20 protein-coding genes are annotated in these 17,640 nt (G+C 47.8%); 11 read left to right on the top strand and 9 right to left on the bottom strand.

Annotated features, from left to right (window positions below; genetic code table 11):
• Window positions 1-254: 254 nt before the first annotated feature.
• Complete coding sequence (locus PMIT1303_RS05145) at window positions 255-824, top strand: CIA30 family protein (RefSeq protein WP_063397796.1); 570 nt, start codon at window positions 255-257, stop codon at window positions 822-824.
• 263 nt (window positions 825-1,087) lie between these two features.
• A complete protein-coding gene (locus PMIT1303_RS05140; protein ID WP_011129940.1) occupies window positions 1,088-1,483 on the top strand; it encodes a hypothetical protein in 396 nt (131 codons plus the stop codon).
• Between the two features lie 11 nt (window positions 1,484-1,494).
• Here PMIT1303_RS05140 and ilvD read toward each other — a convergent pair whose 3' ends face one another.
• Genes ilvD through PMIT1303_RS05125 form a run of 3 tightly spaced genes read right to left on the bottom strand, consistent with a single transcriptional unit; the run spans window position 1,495 to window position 4,141 of the window.
• A complete protein-coding gene (ilvD, locus tag PMIT1303_RS05135) occupies window positions 1,495-3,165 on the bottom strand; it encodes a dihydroxy-acid dehydratase (protein ID WP_063397795.1) in 1,671 nt (556 codons plus the stop codon).
• Window positions 3,166-3,205: 40 nt separating this feature from the next.
• Complete coding sequence (locus PMIT1303_RS05130) at window positions 3,206-3,499, bottom strand: hypothetical protein (RefSeq protein WP_011129938.1); 294 nt, start codon at window positions 3,497-3,499, stop codon at window positions 3,206-3,208.
• Window positions 3,500-3,523: 24 nt separating this feature from the next.
• On the bottom strand, window positions 3,524-4,141 hold the full coding sequence (locus PMIT1303_RS05125) for a uracil phosphoribosyltransferase (protein ID WP_063397794.1): 618 nt from the start codon (window positions 4,139-4,141) through the stop codon (window positions 3,524-3,526).
• Here PMIT1303_RS05125 and PMIT1303_RS05120 point away from each other — a divergent pair.
• Window positions 4,140-4,736, top strand: a complete 597-nt coding sequence (locus PMIT1303_RS05120; protein ID WP_011129936.1) for a pentapeptide repeat-containing protein — start codon at window positions 4,140-4,142, stop codon at window positions 4,734-4,736. The genes PMIT1303_RS05125 and PMIT1303_RS05120 overlap by 2 nt on opposite strands.
• Window positions 4,737-4,762: 26 nt before the next feature.
• Complete coding sequence (locus PMIT1303_RS05115) at window positions 4,763-5,878, top strand: GTP-binding protein (RefSeq protein WP_063397816.1); 1,116 nt, start codon at window positions 4,763-4,765, stop codon at window positions 5,876-5,878.
• 42 nt (window positions 5,879-5,920) lie between these two features.
• Here the strand turns inward: PMIT1303_RS05115 and PMIT1303_RS05110 are convergent, their stop codons facing one another.
• From PMIT1303_RS05110 to PMIT1303_RS05100, 3 genes are read right to left on the bottom strand one after another with little or no spacing between them, the layout of a single operon-like run.
• Window positions 5,921-6,775, bottom strand: coding sequence for a glycine betaine ABC transporter substrate-binding protein (locus PMIT1303_RS05110; protein ID WP_231901340.1), 855 nt, complete (start codon window positions 6,773-6,775; stop codon window positions 5,921-5,923).
• A gap of 50 nt (window positions 6,776-6,825) precedes the next feature.
• Complete coding sequence (locus tag PMIT1303_RS05105) at window positions 6,826-7,740, bottom strand: proline/glycine betaine ABC transporter permease (protein ID WP_063397792.1); 915 nt, start codon at window positions 7,738-7,740, stop codon at window positions 6,826-6,828.
• On the bottom strand, window positions 7,737-8,888 hold the full coding sequence (locus PMIT1303_RS05100) for a glycine betaine/L-proline ABC transporter ATP-binding protein (RefSeq protein ID WP_197459772.1): 1,152 nt from the start codon (window positions 8,886-8,888) through the stop codon (window positions 7,737-7,739). The genes PMIT1303_RS05105 and PMIT1303_RS05100 overlap by 4 nt, the downstream gene beginning before the upstream one ends.
• Before the next feature lie 323 nt (window positions 8,889-9,211).
• Here PMIT1303_RS05100 and PMIT1303_RS05095 point away from each other — a divergent pair, with 323 nt between their 5' ends.
• From PMIT1303_RS05095 to PMIT1303_RS05070, 6 genes are all read left to right on the top strand, one after another.
• The gene (locus PMIT1303_RS05095; protein WP_063397790.1) at window positions 9,212-10,054 is read left to right on the top strand and encodes a class I SAM-dependent methyltransferase; all 843 of its coding nucleotides are present in this window, start codon (window positions 9,212-9,214) and stop codon (window positions 10,052-10,054) included.
• Window positions 10,055-10,098: 44 nt separating this feature from the next.
• Window positions 10,099-10,926 (top strand): methyltransferase domain-containing protein, encoded by an 828-nt coding sequence (locus PMIT1303_RS05090; protein WP_063397789.1) that lies wholly within the window; start codon window positions 10,099-10,101, stop codon window positions 10,924-10,926.
• Window positions 10,927-11,348: 422 nt separating this feature from the next.
• Window positions 11,349-11,783 carry a hypothetical protein gene (locus PMIT1303_RS05085; protein ID WP_231901345.1) on the top strand — a complete coding sequence of 145 codons (435 nt, stop codon included), beginning with the start codon at window positions 11,349-11,351 and terminating at the stop codon, window positions 11,781-11,783.
• Window positions 11,784-12,260: 477 nt separating this feature from the next.
• Window positions 12,261-12,809 (top strand): MAPEG family protein, encoded by a 549-nt coding sequence (locus PMIT1303_RS05080; RefSeq protein ID WP_063397787.1) that lies wholly within the window; start codon window positions 12,261-12,263, stop codon window positions 12,807-12,809.
• Between the two features lie 355 nt (window positions 12,810-13,164).
• Window positions 13,165-13,356 (top strand): hypothetical protein, encoded by a 192-nt coding sequence (locus tag PMIT1303_RS05075; RefSeq protein ID WP_063395770.1) that lies wholly within the window; start codon window positions 13,165-13,167, stop codon window positions 13,354-13,356.
• 52 nt (window positions 13,357-13,408) lie between these two features.
• Window positions 13,409-14,119, top strand: a complete 711-nt coding sequence (locus PMIT1303_RS05070) for an SDR family NAD(P)-dependent oxidoreductase (RefSeq protein ID WP_063397786.1) — start codon at window positions 13,409-13,411, stop codon at window positions 14,117-14,119.
• A gap of 409 nt (window positions 14,120-14,528) precedes the next feature.
• Here PMIT1303_RS05070 and PMIT1303_RS05065 read toward each other — a convergent pair whose 3' ends face one another.
• The 3 genes from PMIT1303_RS05065 to PMIT1303_RS13290 all read right to left on the bottom strand — a co-directional run bounded on the left by PMIT1303_RS05065 (window position 14,529) and on the right by PMIT1303_RS13290 (window position 17,429).
• Complete coding sequence (locus tag PMIT1303_RS05065) at window positions 14,529-15,041, bottom strand: hypothetical protein (protein ID WP_011129926.1); 513 nt, start codon at window positions 15,039-15,041, stop codon at window positions 14,529-14,531.
• A gap of 543 nt (window positions 15,042-15,584) precedes the next feature.
• Window positions 15,585-16,364 carry an SIMPL domain-containing protein gene (locus tag PMIT1303_RS05060; protein WP_011129925.1) on the bottom strand — a complete coding sequence of 260 codons (780 nt, stop codon included), beginning with the start codon at window positions 16,362-16,364 and terminating at the stop codon, window positions 15,585-15,587.
• A gap of 885 nt (window positions 16,365-17,249) precedes the next feature.
• Complete coding sequence (locus tag PMIT1303_RS13290) at window positions 17,250-17,429, bottom strand: hypothetical protein (RefSeq protein ID WP_156486905.1); 180 nt, start codon at window positions 17,427-17,429, stop codon at window positions 17,250-17,252.
• A gap of 15 nt (window positions 17,430-17,444) precedes the next feature.
• Here PMIT1303_RS13290 and PMIT1303_RS12790 point away from each other — a divergent pair, with 15 nt between their 5' ends.
• Window positions 17,445-17,612: a DUF4278 domain-containing protein gene (locus PMIT1303_RS12790; protein ID WP_071818067.1), complete on the top strand. Its 168-nt coding sequence runs from the start codon at window positions 17,445-17,447 to the stop codon at window positions 17,610-17,612.
• The last annotated feature ends 28 nt before the right edge of the window (window positions 17,613-17,640 follow it).

The following is a 17,640-nucleotide window of genomic DNA, read 5'->3' as shown; positions in this document are numbered from 1 at the left end:
CTCACATGAAGAGCCTCTTATTTCCGATTTTATTTACTAAGAGTTAAGTGTATTAAGTTTCTATCAAATCCATACATTCTAGTTAAGATTGCATTGAGGTCGCCGAGCCTGAGGCTACCTATCTATTGAATCTTTGGGCTGAATTAAAGTGTATTCGATGGATGATCAGTTTGAAATCATCTCCTGAAATTTGTCTTTATGAAGACAACCATTTAGCCTTCCATGTCTAGCCTTAAAATGATGCGAGTCTCTCTATGGAACAGCCGCCGCAAGCCTCTGTTCAGGTTCAACTGAACGACTTCAACTCCTGGTCTAGCTTGAACGACACAATTATGGGCGGATCCAGCCAAGCTGCCTGTCGAGTGACCTCCGAAGGCCTGATCCTAGAAGGAGAAATTGTTGAACAGGATGGTGGCTTTGTCAGTTGCCGTTCACCCCTTTTGAACCCCCCTCTTGATCTTTCCAGCTATCGAGCCTTACAGGTGGAGGTGAATGGAGACGGTCGCACCCTAAAGCTTGCACTCGGCTCTCGAAGTGGGCTCTTTGGCCTCACTGAGCGTTTTTATGGTGGTTTGCGATGGGTCGCTCAGTTGCCGACTAAGACTTCTGGTACTACATCCATTGAGATCCCATTCAACACACTGAAACCTACGGTGCTTGCCCAGCCTTTGGCTATGCCTCTGCGCTTGATTCGCTTTGATGCATCAAGTATCAACCAAGTGCAATTATTGCATTCTAAATTTGGTCAGCCAGGAGAACTAAACCCAGAATTCCGCCCTGGCCCAATTCGAGTTTTACTGCGCTCGATCAAAGCAATTCACTGATTCATTACAGATTTTTTAGTCTTCAAAATGGCCATATACATTCAGAGGGTTTGGTATTTATTTACCTAATCAAATTCAGGCCCTAATCAAATGTAATATTGAATCCATTCGGGATAGATCATCAATTCAGCATAGTGATTGACTTCCTTTCAATAGTCAAATCTTGCTTAGAAATAGCCTAAGATTTTTTCACCTCCTAGATTCAGCTAAGAGCCTTGACAGGCAATGAAATCCAACAGACTGCGCAAAATTGGTCGGTCCTCGTGGCCTCAGCGGCTGATGTCTGTTTAAAGCCCTGGCTTCATGCTGTTGTGCTCACAGATGTTGCTGATGTCGATGATCAGAAGCCTGGATCTACGCTCGATCTAATATCGGCTCAATCTGTTGATCTCATTGTTCGTATTGAATGCCGAAACCGAGAAGGTGACCGCCTTCCAGAGCATGACCTTGAACTTGAGATCTATCGCAGCGGCAACGATCTAAATCTGATGTTGACTTGGTGTGAATTGCCTGACCGTCCAATGCTTTGGCAAGGGCAGCATCCCGTGTGGATGGATGGCAACAGTGGCCAACGCTGTCAGCCGCCTGAGGATGGAGCACCATTGGAAGCGTTCGCTCGTAGGTTGAGAGCACTGCTGGTTTTGCCTGAGCAGAGCTAGTTGATCAGAGTTCAGGGCTGGTCGGTGACAGCACCATTGCTGGCGCTACTCACCATTCGGGCGTATTTACCGAGAACTCCTGTTTGATAACGCGGCTGTGTTTTTTTCCATGCGCTGGAGCGACGCTCCAATTCATCCTTCTCGACATTGAGTTGGATCAGCAGTTGATTGGCATCGATGGTGATGCTGTCGCCTTCCTGCACAAGGCCAATCATGCCGCCTACGGCTGCTTCCGGTGCCACATGGCCCACCACCAAACCATAGGTACCTCCGCTGAAGCGTCCATCTGTGATCAGGGCCACCTTGTCGCCAAGGTCTTCACCGACGATGGCAGATGTAGGAGCAAGCATCTCTCGCATTCCAGGCCCGCCAACCGGGCCTTCGTTACGTATGACGACGACATCTCCCGCCTTCACCTTGTTGTTGAGAATGGCAGCAAGGCAGGCCTCCTCGCTTTCAAAAACCCTTGCAGGTCCAGTAAGTACAGGGGTTTTGATCCCGCTTATCTTGGCCACGCATCCTTCGCTGGCCAGATTGCCTTTAAGGATCGCCAGGTGCCCCTTGGCATAGACCGGTTTCGAGAGGGGATGAATGACGTCTTGCTCTGCTGAAGGCTCGGATGGCACATCCTTGAGCAGTTCTCTCAAGGTTTTACCTTCCACATTGCGGCAGTCTCCATGAAGTAAGCCTGCATCAAGCAACTGTTTCATCACTTGGGGAATGCCGCCTGCGTTATGCAAATCAACAGTCACGTAACGGCCGCTGGGTTTTAGATCACAAATCACCGGTACACGCTGGCGGATGCGCTCGAAGTCATCGATGCAAAGGTCTACGCCTGCGCTACGGGCAATCGCAAGCAGATGCAGAACTGCATTGGTGGAGCCGCCCACTGCCATGACAACGCTAATCGCGTTTTCAAATGCGTTCTTGGTGAGTAGATCGCGGGGACAGATATTTGCCTTAATGGCATCCACAAGCACTTCAGCACTACGGGCTGCGCTATTTGCTTTTTCCTCATCCTCTGCAGCCATCGTTGAGCTGTAAGGCAAACTCAATCCCAATGTTTCAATAGCGGCTGACATCGTGTTGGCTGTAAACATGCCACCGCAACTTCCTGCTCCTGGGCAAGCGTTCTTCTCGATAGCGGTGAGTTGCTCCTCATTTATCTTGCCACTGGCATGCTGACCAACAGCTTCAAAGGCGCTGACTACAGTGAGGTCGCGGTCAGCCAATTTTCCTGGTTTGATCGTTCCGCCATAGACAAAGACACCTGGGATGTTCATTCGGACCAGGGCGATCATCGCTCCAGGCATGTTTTTGTCACAGCCACCGATTGCTAGTACGCCGTCCATGCTTTGGGCGTTGCAGGCTGTCTCGATCGAATCAGCAATCACCTCGCGACTTACCAGGGAATATTTCATCCCTTCGGTGCCCATAGAGATGCCATCACTGACGGTGATGGTGCCGAACATCTGGGGCATTGCACCGGCCTGGCGGGCTGCTTCTTCTGAACGTCGCGCCAGGTCATTAAGACCGATGTTGCAAGGAGTGATCGTGCTGTAGCCGTTGGCTATACCGATGATTGGTTTATTGAAGTCTTCGTCGCCAAAGCCCACTGCGCGAAGCATGGCTCGGTTGGGAGAGCGTTGAGTTCCCTTTGTGATGGCGGCGGATCTGAGCATGGTGGCGACTGGGGCACTCAGTCGCCAACTTACCGAGCTCTTAGGTCCGCGCCCCTAGATCTTCAAGCTGTCTGCGCACATCTGCAATGGCGGCATTGAGTTGTTCGACTCGATGTTCCAGGTGCTGGCTGTTGTTCTGGGGATGCGAGATGGCCTCCAGGGCCTCTGATCCGTCCTGCATGCGAGGAGCGTGAAGCATGGCGCGTTGGTGGCGACTGCGTTGCCGACGCTCTGCCTCAGAAAAAAGCCACCAGGCAAGTCCTGCAGCGCCGAGTACGGCTCCGCTGATCAATGAGGTGAGGCTGCCGGTTGCCGGCTCACGATGCTGGCCCATAGATGCTGGATCAGTTTTGAAAGTCTAGGTCGTACCTGCAGTTCTGGTGTTTAGTCGCAAAACCGGATTACCAATGCCTGGACTGATCTCACCATCTTCTGTGAGGTCGGGGTCAATGCAAGCGGTGTGAATCGTGAGATTGGGCATCATTTCGCCAAGTTGTTTGAGGCCTGGACTTGATGCCAGAACAGTAATCACCCTTAGCCGGCGAGCCTCGATTTCTTGTGTCTGCAGAAGCTTCAGGATGCCTAGTAAACGCTCACCACTAGCGATCTGATCCACAAAAACAATCACCCCAGCATTGGTTTCGATGTTATCGGGCACCCCGCCAAGACATAGCTGTGAACTGGGCAATACCCGTCGTGCTCCTTGCCAAAGATCAAGGCCCCCGGGTAACAAGGGAATGCTCAGCAATGGCACATTGGACTCGACCACCGTGCCTTCTGTTTCTGCTTGGGATGTGGTTACCATTTCACGGCGGTGGGGCAACCAATCCCGCAGGGCTTCATAGGTAAGCCAGCGACCAAGTTCCTCCAAGCCTGTGGCATAGAGGGCTGGCGGTGTTGTGGTGTTGCGCAGCAATGTGAGCCAGTGGGCGATCAGTGGATGGGGGGGGACCACTACCCTTAGGGTCATTGGCATGACGCGTGAATTGGCCGGCAATTGCCATAACGTGACTGCTCAAACTACTGGCTCATTGCAATTTTCTAGTTTCATGAATCTCTCTCCCTGTTGGTGGAACCGTTGTCGAGCAGTGTTGCTTAGTGGCCTTGTGATTCTTGTGTTGGGTTTAACAGAGTCACCTGTAATGGCAATCATCCCTCCTGAATTCAGAGGAGGCCAGGCCATTGAAGAGATCTCCAAAGACATGCACGGACGTGACCTCAAGGAGCAAAACTTTCTCAAGGCTGACCTGCGCGGCGTTGATCTCAGTGAGGCCGATCTGCGTGGTGCGGTGTTTAACAGCAGCCAGCTGCAAGAAGCTGATCTGCAAGGAGCTGATTTGGAAAATGTGGTGGCTTTTGCTAGTCGTTTCGATGGAGCCGATCTCAGGGGAGCCAACTTCACCAACGCCATGCTGATGCAGAGTCAATTTAAAGATGCCCTGATTGAAGGAGCTGATTTCAGCAATGCTGTGCTTGATCGTCGCCAGCAGAATGAGCTTTGCGCCAGAGCAGACGGCACCAATGCCGCTAGCGGGTCTCAAACTCTTGACAGCCTTGGCTGTCGTTCTTAATTCCCAACCTGCATAAACCTGCCTTGATTTCAAAGCGTCTACCAGTCACTGTTTTGACTGGTTTCCTTGGAGCTGGAAAGACCACCTTGCTACGTCATCTGCTCACTCATGGGGGGCAGCGTTTAGCGGTCATGGTCAATGAATTTGGCACGATTGGTCTTGATGGCGATTTAATCCGTAGCTGTGGCTTTTGTCCGGAGGAGGAATTGGATGGTCGAGTCGTTGAACTCAATAACGGTTGTCTCTGCTGCACGGTGCAGGAAGACTTTTTACCCACCATGGAGACCTTGCTGAAACAGGCGGATAAGTTGGATGGAATTATCGTTGAAACCAGTGGCCTTGCTCTTCCTCGCCCCCTCTTAAAAGCGCTCGACTGGCCTGCCGTACGCACTCGAGTTTATGTGAATGGAGTGGTCACAATGGTGGATGGTGAAGCCCTCGCAGCGGGTAGCCCCGTTGGTGATCCTGCCGGGTTAGAACGGCAGCGACAGGAGGATCCAAGCCTTGATCATCTCAGTGCTGTTGAAGACTTGTTCACTGATCAGTTGGAAGCTGCTGATTTGGTGTTGATCAGTCGAGCGGATGTTGTCTCCAATGTCGACCTCCGCAAGCTCAAAAGCGAACTTGCTGAAAAGGTACGCCTTGGCACGTCAATGATGCCCATCAGTCATGGCCAAGTTGATCCAGCTGTGGTGCTAGGCCTCAGTACGACAGAGAATAGTGACCAACAAAAGAGCTTGCCTAAACAATTTGGCGACGACCTAATCGACGATGCTTCCATTGATGTCGATCATCATGAAGATGATCATCATCATGACCACAACCATGTGGAGATGGTGAGTGGTGTGGTGCGCTTTGAAGGTTCTGTTGATCGGGCTACGGTTGAAGCACTTCTGCCTGAGTTGGCAACACTTCATCAGGTTGTACGCCTAAAAGGTCGCTTATGGCTACCGGGCAAAGCTTTACCCCTTCAGCTGCAGATGGTTGGCCCAAGGCTTAGCAGTTGGTTTGAGGCTGCTCCAAAGAACGCCTGGCATCCTGAGGAGGCGGGCGTTGATCTGGTGGTGCTTAGTTTTGAAAAGCAAGCAGCTGAAGCGATTCGCTTTGGTCTTGAAAGCTCTTTGATGTCAGATATTCTCTAAGGGAAGTCAACTGATTAAGCAGCTCAAGAGCTGAGCGGGTGGTTATGGTTTGGCTTCTCTATCTTTCGGCTCTTGCATCGTGCCGTTCATCCAGTAGTCGATTTGATTGCGGTTGTTGGCTATGTAATTATTAACGGCTTCCTCTGTTGAGGTGTTCTGAGCATCCAATAATATGGTGTCCAGCTGACCATCGGAAAGCTTGAAGCGGGTGAAAAAGGCGACCACTTTGGGATGGTCTTTGTCCAGCCCTAGGCGTGCAATGGCATGGATGCCTTCTTGGCCACCAAAGACACTCTTGGGATCCTTCAAAAAGCGAAGTTTATAGCGAGCAAACATCCAGTGAGGGGTCCAACCAGTTACCACGACCCATCGATCGTCATTGATAGCCCGATCGAGAACGGCTGTCATTGCGGCACCACTAGCTGAAATCAGTTTCAGATCCGATAGGTCATAAGCAGTTAGCGCTTGCTCAGATGCCTGCATCAGCCCTGATCCCGGGTCTATCCCTTGAACTGTGTTGTTGAAGTCGTTAGCAATTTTCGGGTCGCTCAGATCGCCAATGGAGCCAATCCGTTGTTTTGGCACATAGTCAGGGACTACCCAGCCAATGCGACCTGAGTACATCGTGCCAAGATCTACAACTCGATCGCTTACTTTTTGCCAGTATTTATCGTGTGTTTTTGGCAGCCATGCCATTAACATCAGATCGAGCTTCCCGCGAGCAACAGAGTCGTACTGAATACCGATATCTGCCATAACTCGTTCGACAGGCTGCTCATAGTGGCTTTCGATTAGTTTTTCAGCCATCAGGCTTACTACGTCAGCATCAGCCCAGGCAGTCCAGCCGATGCGCAATTGATCTGGTTTGGCATTCGAACATCCCGACAACCCAGTCATCAGCACTCCAGCGATAACAAGGCTTAGATTTCGCAACTTGTTAGACATTTTCATGAGGAAGTCCAGAAGTTAATAAAGGCTTTAAAGCGCTGCGGCAATGACTTTCTCGAAAAGTTTGAGGCAGCCAGGCTTTGTGTGAGTCGATCCAGGATTACAGCCAGAATTACCACGGCGAGCCCTCCCTCGAAGCCAAGGCCTACATCAAGTTGTTGGATGCCTCTGAGCACCACATCACCTAGGCCGCCCCCACCAATCATTGATGCGATCACAACCATCGATAGCGCGAGCATGATGGTTTGATTAACACCAGCCATCAAGGTTGGTAAGGCGTTTGGAAGTTGCACTTTCCAGAGCAATTGTCGTTCTGAGCAACCGAAGGCGCGCCCGGCTTCGATTAGATCAACAGGGACTTGTCGTATGCCCAGGTACGTCAGGCGTACTACGGGTGGCATCGAGAAGATCAGCGTTGCGATAGTGGATGGGACAAGCCCTGTGCCGAAAAACATCACTGCCGGAATGAGATAAACGAATGCCGGCATGGTTTGCATCAGATCCAATACTGGGCGGGTAATCGCCCAGATGTGTTGGCGACGGGCAGAAAAAATGCCGATCGGGATGCCAATGATTAGTGCCAGTAATGAGGCTGCAATAACTAGGGCCAGGGTTGAGATCATTGGCGGCCAAAGCCCCATAAACAAAACGAGGTTCAGACCAAGAAGGCTGAGAATGGCGAAGCTAAAGCTCACTCGCCAAGCTGCGAGTATGGCGATCAGGGGAGCTAGCAGCCAGGGCGCTGGTACGGAGAGGATCTGTTCGATGGCTCCGGCTAACCCATTAATTGCAGAATCAATTACTAGGAAAATTGGTTGCGCATGATTGAGCAACCAATCCACGAATCTGCTCATGCCCTCGCCTACAGGGCCGGTACTGACGGTTGCAAAAACTTGGTCGTTCACATCCATCATCTCAGGATCATCGAGCGCAAAAGTCGACGTGGACTAATCACGCCAATGAGGCGCTGGTCTGATCCAATCACTGGAACTGGATACGGGGCGTTGGCAACAGATTTCATGGCATCGCGAATGGTGGTCTCGGCGATGAGAGCTGGACAAGTTTCAGCTGGAATGATTTTGCCGTTCTTTTGAAGAACACCTTTGAAGATATTTCGATCGTCCACGATGTACGTCGGTGCTTCTATTGCTGTAACTCCTTCTATCTGCAGCTGCCGCAAATCTGATTGATTGATTAGGCGAGCGGGTGATTCGGCAACGGTATCAACAGTGATCACAGAGGCAGCATCAACATCTTGGAAGAAATGACGAACTTGCTCATTGGCGGGTTTGCAGAGCAGCTCACGTGGCGTTCCACATTGCAGAACTTTGCCTTCTTTCATTAGAGCGATGCGATCACCAAGCCTTACAGCTTCGTCTAGATCATGGGAAATAAAGACGATCGTGCGGGGACTCTCTGCCTGAAGTTCCAGCAGTTGTTCTTGCATCTCGCGCCGAATCAGAGGATCAAGAGCAGAGAAGGCCTCATCCATGAGCAGGATTGGAGGATCAAGTGCCAGGGCTCTGGCCAGGCCAACTCTCTGTTGCATGCCGCCAGAGAGCTGTTGAGGCAGCCTGTCGAGATCCTTACCAAGACCAACACGCTCAAGTGCTTCCCTGGCCTTTTCCAGCCTTTTTTGTCGCGGAACTCCCGCAACCTCAAGGCCGAAGGCCGCATTCTCAAGTGCGGTTCGCTGGGGGAAGAGCGCAAAAGATTGGAAAACCATGGCCATTTTGTTGCTGCGAAGCTTTTGCAGTTCAGCAGCTGCCAACTGAGTGATCGGCTTGCCGTCAACGGAAACCTCACCGCCAGTTGGGAGGATTAGGCCATTGATCATGCGTAGCAGCGTGGACTTTCCTGAACCCGAAAGGCCCATTACCACAAAAATCTCGCCACTAGAGATCGACAGCGTTACATCGCGTACGGCAGCCTTAAGACCGGTTTGATTATGGAGTTGCTCCGCATCCATGCTTTGACAGTGATCGTCAAGCGCACGTTCAGGATGCTCACCAAACACCTTCCAGACTTGGTCGATGCTGATCCGGGGCGTCATATCTGACATCGACTGTATTTACAGACTATGACTGCTTGCAGGCCGTACCAAGGCACCTATGAAGTCAAATGAATTGTCTATCTTGAATCATCGGCTGAAAGCACTTATTGCCAAAGGGATTTGATGAATTTTTAGGCGTTAAGGGAACTGATGTGATGTCATTAGATTTTGATTAACAGACATCCATAGAATCATTCGCTATAATTACGAATGGGAATTGCATAAGCTGTAACGCAGCCTTGCTCAGACCAATGCCTCTCTAGCTGATTCGGGCCTTTCCCGACCTCAAAGATATGGCGCATCAAAAAAATCTTCGGGAAGTTTGAATCTGCATGACTTTGACTCAACATTCGCAAAAACCCTGCCAAGACGATCTGCAAAACTTTGGTGATAAACCGGAACAAGTACGTGATACAGACCATTATCAGCAGGAATATGTTGAGGATTTCACAGACAGATGGGATCGACTGATTGATTGGAAGGCGAGGTCCGAAGCTGAAGGGGATTTTTATATTCGAATCCTTCGTGAACATGGCGCACGTTCCGTGCTCGACGTTGCTACCGGAACGGGATTTCATTCGGTTAGTTTGTTGAAGGAAGGGTTTGACGTCATCAGTGCAGACGGAAGCCCTAATATGTTGGCGAGGGCCTTTCAGAATGCTCGTGATCATGGTCAGTTATTACGCACTGCTCAGGCTGATTGGCGCTTTCTAAATAGAGATATTCATGGCGAATTTGATGCTGTGATCTGTCTAGGCAATTCCTTTACCCACCTATTTCGAGAGCATGATCGACGCAAGGCTCTAGCAGAATATTACGCAGTACTTAAACATAATGGAATCCTTATTCTTGACCACCGAAACTATGACCGACTTCTCGATCAAGGTGTAGCGATACGCTCCGGGAAGGGAAATGTTTATTGCGGGAAGGATGTCAATGTCAGCCCTGAGCATGTTGATGAAGGGTTAGCGCGTTTTCAATATTCCTTCAGTGATGGCAGCACTTATCACTTGAATATGTTCCCCCTAAGGCAAAGCTACGTAAACCGACTTATGACCGAAGTTGGATTCCAGAAGATTACATCTTTTGGAGATTACTTGCCTGGCCATCAAGACCCAGATTTTTATGTACATGTCGCTGAGAAGGAATACAAAGCAGACATTAAACAAAACTGATACGTGATATTAAAGACTTCAGTAAAATACAATCCTAATCAATCATGAATTCATCATCATCAACTGTTGCTGCTACTTATTACGACAGCAGCGATGCAGATCGGTTTTATGCCGAGATTTGGGGAGGTGAAGACATCCATATCGGCCTATACGAGACTGCCGACCAAGCCATCGCTTCCGCGAGCGAGAGAACCGTGCAAGCACTTATGGAGCTTGCAACTCAACCTCCAGCTAAAGGTTGCGTTGTAGACCTTGGCTCTGGGTATGGCGGAGCGGCACGACGTATCGCCAAGCAATGGCAGGTCAATGTGCATGCTGTCAATATCTCTGCCGTCGAGAATATACGCCATCGAGATCTCAACAATGCTGCCGGATTGGCCAAGCTCATCGAAGTACATGATGCATCATTCGAAGAAGTGCCATTGCCCGATGGCATAGCAGATGTGGTTTGGAGTCAAGACGCCATACTTCATTCCGGCAATCGCCTCCAGGTAATGAATGAAGTATCAAGGCTTCTTAAGCCGGGGGGTGTATTTGTCTTAACAGATCCAATGGCATGCGACGGCATCGAAGCCAACGCCCTTCAACCGATTCTTGATCGTATCCACCTATCAGATTTGGCATCTCCTGATCGTTACCGAATCTGGGCAGAGGCTTCAGGGATGACTAGAGATGTATGGCAAGAACGCACAGAAATGCTTGTGAGGCATTACACCCGAGTTCGAGAGGAACTACGTCGACGTCATCAAGAACTTGCGAGTGTAATTAGTACGGATTATTTGAGTCGCATGGATGCAGGCCTTGGTCATTGGATTGAAGGTGGGAGTCAGGGAAGACTTTGCTGGGGCCTAATGCGTTTTACAAAGCACTAACTTATGACTTAACACTAATTCTTCCTTTGTTTTATAGTGAATCATATCAAGAATCTATCTTGTTGATTAATCGACAGGCAAGCCGATCCTCCTCAACTGGCATTAATTCCATCATTGATTTGCCAGAAGTATACCTTTAAATTGTCCAGATAGTTAAAAATATGTGGATTCAATTTTCTAGTCGGATCAGATCATTATGGGAAGGTCGAAGCGTTCCAGGCGATGAAGCAAGCAGATCTTTTTAAGTAGCAACCTCTTTTTGAGTACCAATCTCGATTGTCGAGCTCGGAGAGTGATGTTAAATGGTTGTTGATCGTCTATGGATCCTTCTCTAGGTCTAGCGATGCATTGGAAGAACTAGATTTTCCTGAATGGGACGACGAGTAATGCCATCCTCTCCACACCCTATCGAGTTGGCCATTGTGCTTGTCAATGGTTTGATAGTGCCCATACAACGCTTCTCGAGGGTTATCAAGCCCTTGCTAATCTTCCTTCGTCCAGCCTGGTTAGGCTTACAACCTCTGCTCTTGATTCTGCACCTACTCCTGGTGTATTCGATGGCTCTGGTTATAGCCCTGGCCGAATGGCTGCTTGGATTTTCATTCACAGTCGATAGCAGTAATGGTCAAAGCGTTGATTCGACAGCCAAGCAGACAGATAATTCACAATCAATGGTGCTTGGCATTCATCCATCAGAGTTAAAGACAGAAGATGCATCTCAACACGAGATCGATCGGGCTAACTATCCTGATGAAAATGAATTGACATCAAATTCTTTTCAGCCAGAAAGAAAACCCTTCTTCTTAAACCTAGAAATCAAGAGAAGAGAACACACGGTAATGATTATCAGAAGTTAATTATCACCAGCCGTCAAGCATGGAATCTCCTCTACGCAAGAGTGAGCAGAGAATATAACCCCTTAACTAAAAAAAGCAAGTCTCTAAAGCCAGCTTCAGCTCTAGCAAGAAACGAAACCCCAGGCTTCAAACACTTAAAAGGTTAAAACTTTTAAAAGATTAAGACCAGGGCTGTCACAAAAACCTGGCTTGGCCTTTAATCGAGCCAGTATCTTATTACTCTGTAGTGAAACATCTAGGATATTAGTATTCTAAAATTGATTCAATATTATTCCAAAAGCAAGCAGATTGCCTCTTACTCGTTCATCGTTTCAGGCCCTATCCAACTAGGACCTTCGGGCTAAGCTTGGGTAGGTGTTCCGTTGATTCGCAATTACTCCTCCAGAATTAGCTTTATATGATTTTTTCTCAAATCATGACCATGAATCCTAGATATACTGAGTTGATAGCAATATGAATACTAATTCGAAGCTAACAATGAAATTTTCAATTAAACAGCGTGGTGTCCTTCATGGAATGCTCACTGGGGCAGCAATTTCCATAGGGCTAATTATTTTCGGAATTTTGCTAAATCCGTTTAATTTCCAGTCCAATCTTACACTCTTAGAAAAAAGTTCTGTTCTGTTTAAATCACTGATCCTTCTTGCTCTCTGCCTTGCTTTTTCTATTGGCCGTCTTGCTAAGCATCGCTTCTTTAACCCAGACGAGATTGATGGGAGAGGTCTCAGAACAGATTCTGATCGAGCCATCTTCCTCCAGTCTCTTCTTCAAAACACCCTTGAGCAGTCAGTCCTAGCAGCATTCGTTTATGGCACTTGGACATTCGTCATGCCCTCAACATGGTTGTCTGTCGTACCTCTAGCAGCATTGTCTTTTGCACTAGGGAGAGTTCTCTTCTTTGCAGGCTATCGGCGTGGTGCAGTAGGACGATCAGTTGGTTTCACGATGGCTTTCTATCCGTCGGTTTTGATGTTGATCTGCACTGTCTGTGTCTTGCCCCTCTCTGCCGTTGCTGGTGGTTCCTAAGGTGAAACTGTCACTACTTTCAGCCTCGCTAGAATGAACTAGTGTGATTCCGATATGATGCTCTTGATTCATTAGCCGATAAGCATAGATAACACTTTTATCATTTCTGATTCTGCATCAAGTTACTTCATGCAAGGATCTCATTAAGCTGAATTTTGCTATCTCATCATTAGAGGAAAGTGAAGCATGTGACTCAACCCTTAACTATGGGTTCAAAGTTGAAACTCATAGTCATTAGATTTGATTGATCTAGCCGACTCACGGCAGCATCAAAGCCTTTCAAAGTTAGATCAACTGATCACTCCTTAGATGAGTTGGCTTTTTACTCGGTATTGTTAGAGGGGGCGAGAAACTAATGAACAACCAACTTCTGCGATTCTCACGTTTTGGACTTCGGGCATTAGCAATCACCGCAAGCACGCTTGCGCTTATCGACCTGATTAAACAACAATGGATCCCTGCGACGGCTTGCTCCGTTGCATGGGCTTTGATTGCCTGGGTGGAGCGGGATTTCATCAAAAGGTTTTCAGATTCTGCAGAGTTATGAGCATCACGAGAACTACCAGCAATAATGTTTTTGGATTTGCGACCATTCAGGAATGATGCGCACCATCTTGATCAGTGGTGCCAGTCGAGGTATAGGCCGAGCAATTGCCGAACGAATGTTGGCTGATGGCCATCGTCTTAGCCTTGGCCTACGGGACCCTAAATGCCTAATTGGTAGCTCACTTGACCCGGCAATCGCTGGTTCTGAACAAGTGTTCCTACATCCCTATGAAGCCCAGGACGTTAATGCTGCCGAAAGCTGGGTATCAGCAAGCTTGGCTCATTTCAATGGCTTCGATAGTTTGATTCACTGTGCAGGCGTATTTCATCGCACGCCCATACGGTTTAATGATAACCAGCAGCATGAGATTGATCAGCTCTGGCAGGTGAATGTAATGGGCCCATGGATGCTCAGCCGCGCTGCTTGGTCTCAGCTTGAATGTCATGCTGAAGCGCGCATCATTGTGTTGGTGTCAATGAGTGGCAAGCGCTCCAAGGGCCGCTTGGCTGGCTACACAGTTAGTAAGTTTGCTCTGATGGGCCTTTGTCAGACCATGCGTAACGAAGGATGGGAGCAAGGCATCCGCGTGACAGCGATTTGTCCAGGTTGGGTCAATACCGATATGGCTGCCAGGGTTAAGTCTTTGCCCAAAGAGGCGATGACTCAGCCTGATGACATCGCCTCATTGAGCTCTCATTTGCTAAAGCTACCTAACAGTTGTGTACCGTTTGAACTGAGCATGAACTGCACACATGAGATCTGAACCCTTAGTTGAGTTGATGAGACTTTATTATTGGCAAAGAAATGACGAGCAAAACTTTCCAAACCTCTTCAATAACATGGATTCTTCGCGATAAAAATAGTAGACATAAGAATAAGAACAGGAATATACTCTCACTAATTGGCCATCATTAAAGATGACAAAGTGGCCAAACAAGACAATCTTTACTTGAGTTGGACTTTTTATTATTGATACTAGTCTGCTAATATTCAATAATCACTCATACTGAAAGAGTTCAGGCTATCGCGGTCTAGATATGGCGGTGAAAGAAAGATCAATGCGACTAACAAACTTGCCTTCATTGGAGATGTCTAGACAGGAGGTTCATGAGGGTGAGGCTTTTGCAGAAGCCCAGACAAATGAAAGCTTGCGTAGAAGTCCTCGTTTTGATTTAAAAAAATTGAACATCAGGCTGATCACCATTCAGAAAGCGACGTAGATTCACTCCGGCTTCCATTGATGCAGCATGAAGCTCAGCTCGCTGCATTGCATCAAGACCATCCCAGAACGCGTTGAACAATTCAATAGAGGCAACACCCATGCCGACCATTCCCATGATTGAGAGTGGGAGGCTCAACCAAGGGAACACCAGTAGCAATACACCCAACAAGACACTGACTGCGGCACCCTGTTTAACGGATTCCCAGACAGTTGTACTTATCATTTGGATTTGTACGGTGCGGCTGATCGCACCCCGCTTGCGCAATGCTTCGGTTCTTAATCCGCTCAGAAGAGTTTGGTAGATGGCATAGACGGCCATCCCGCCGAGCGTTGACTCGGCAACGATTTCGCCACCATTGATGGCTCCTCCATTGAGGTTGATATCAATCGATGTAAGGCCTGCAATCGCCGCGATCTCTAGTCCTGCTCGGGGGATGCGGAAGGGATCTCGTTCGCGGGTCATGGCCGTAGCAATAAGGTAGTTATGCTCATCATCAGTGTAGGTAACTGATGATGCACCCAATCATCATTGGGATTGATTCATCCTGCTCAATATTGTTGTGTAATTGCATTATCTTTAGCATTGAATTCAATAAAATTCCCTTAAACTGGCTGGGGTGAAGGCAGAGGACGATCGTTCAAGACTATTGGCAATTGGCTGGCAATGGTTGCCCTGCATTGAATAGATTCTCTTTTCAATTCTAGATCATTAGAAAATAACATTGCGAATGATGCTCATATTTACTAGCTAGTACTGGATCATTTGGCAAGCATGCAATCAAATTCTTGACAATCCCTATCCTGATCACGCAATGTACTGTTTTGGCTCAAGCATTACAGAACTTTAAACAAGACTCTTAATTTCGAATCAAGCTATCAATGAAAAAGAATAAAAAATCACTGGCAATGTATTGGCACAATCCATGGAATTACTCATTTTAGTATAATCAGCAATCGTATTATTATTAATAAGATAAAACCTCAACTCTATAGACTTATTCAGTCTTCATTCAACCCTAAATGTTACCCCCATAACCGCAGTGATGTCTTTTTTGATTGTGCTGGTGTCGTATGATCCATAACTACTCATTTGTGTAGAGTTAGGCACTGTGATCTGGAATGTGCCGGTATCGGCGTTGGTAATTGCGCCAATACTCGAGCCTGCTTCCTGGGCAATAGCCTTTGCACGTTTCCGTGCATCACGAGTAGCTTTTGCGAGCATGTCGACGCGCTTGGCTGCAAGCTTTGTAAAAGTGTAGGAGGGTCGATTAATTGAAAGAGGTACCCCTTCACCAATTAGGGCACTGATCTTTCCTGAAATCATGTGGATTTTTTTAACATCCCAACTTCCGATCAGAACAGCCTGAGTTGTCGTCCAAGTTGTTGATAGAAGTTCTCCCGTTTTTGGGTTGCGAACTTGATCTTTATTAGACCTAACAGTTCCTAATTCTATCTCATCAGGCTTGACCCCATTAGCTTTTAGAAAGACAATCGTTTTTTCTAACGATGGTTTTAGCAGCTGATAGGAAGTCTGCTGGTTGTACCCAGTTTGTTTAACATTTACAGACCAATCGACATAGTCGCTCGTAATCCGCTCCGTACTGGCTCCGGTGACAGTAATTGTGTCATTACTACTGCGAATTCCCTTCACTAAGATTGAAGATGCCGCGACGATGCCGCAAACGAAAACAGCAGTTGCAAAGACCATTGGTGGAGTGCGTCGCAGCAGCTGCCAAGTATTATCAGTACACTTGCTTAGCAAGCTTCGACTTTGCGGTGAGGTCATGACTGGCTGACTCTATTCAGGAATTCTAGTGATTTTCGTGCCAATGGCTAGTCGATTTTCTGTTAAATTAACCTTGTCAGACTTGCACGAGAATGTTGATAGTCACAATAACCTGATTCGCTTGTTGATATTTTTCTTTCTGTAATCCCATCCACTCCAACGCCCCTCTTCTTTCTTTTGAAATTTGATGCATGAAAAGCGACCGTTAGATCTTTCATTCCATTTTATGGGTGCACAGTTCAGTACTCATTTTTTATTGGTTTGTTCAATTTATTTATACGTTACTATGCTTATGACTCTTGATATTTAGACTTTTGGCAATCCCAAAACTTGAAAATAAATACCTAGCTCAGGGGAATAGTGAATACTGATCAGGATGATCGATACATTCGGCACGTTCGCTTGGTGCCTTGATTACAGCCTCTTCCCCAAGCAGATGCGAAGTTAGCCATGGACGGCGTCCAATCCCCTGGGTCCGGAAACCAAGGGGATTTTTTATTGTGATTCTCAGTTTTTCTCGTCTCATTTAGGAGAGGTGTCCATTAGGACTGAGCTGAATGCCGGCCCGCTGAGGGAGGCCAGCAGAGCCTGCTGCCTTACTAACGATTTCAAGTATTTCTACTGTTGAATCTTGTCACTAATTCTTTGGTTGAAATATGCCCAGTTCTCATTCACTCTGATTAGATCCCTTTTAAGGACCAACACTCATTCGATCAAGAAATCAATAGCGAAACTTGCTGTAAGTTCTGCAAGGATACCTACCCCCATTCATTCATACCCGTAAAGATTTGTTGCGACCACGGCCCGATAAAAGTCATGAATGGTCCCTTCGGTAACGACAGCTTTAGAGAGAATTCAGACCGAATCTAGATTTCCAGAACAGCTTCACAGTTGTAATCCAAAGCGAAGAGGCGCCATCCATGCAGGATTTTGTATCCGCATGAACAACCAACCCTGCTGCGCAGAGTGCATAATTGATTTGTAGCGATAGCTACCAAAACGTTTACCCTGATCATTGCAGGGCGCAGTTCGAGCCAAGCCATGGAACGGGGACTTGGACGTCATTTCGGACTCTGAATCATGACCACGCTTCTTTATCGCGGCCAGCAGTATGCCCAGCACAAAGAAGTTGCACCCAAGCAACTCGTAGAACTGACATACCGCCGCACTGTCTATGCAAACAACAAGCTGAAAGCAGCCCAGACCCATCCTGTGCTCACCTATCGCGGACAGGAGTACCAGAAGTAATTCATTTGGCAATCACTTCTGAAAAACC

The organism is Prochlorococcus sp. MIT 1303 (genome assembly GCF_001631965.1).
Taxonomy (GTDB): Bacteria; Cyanobacteriota; Cyanobacteriia; order PCC-6307; family Cyanobiaceae; genus Prochlorococcus; species Prochlorococcus marinus_D.
This window is presented reverse-complemented; position numbering and strand designations above follow the sequence as displayed.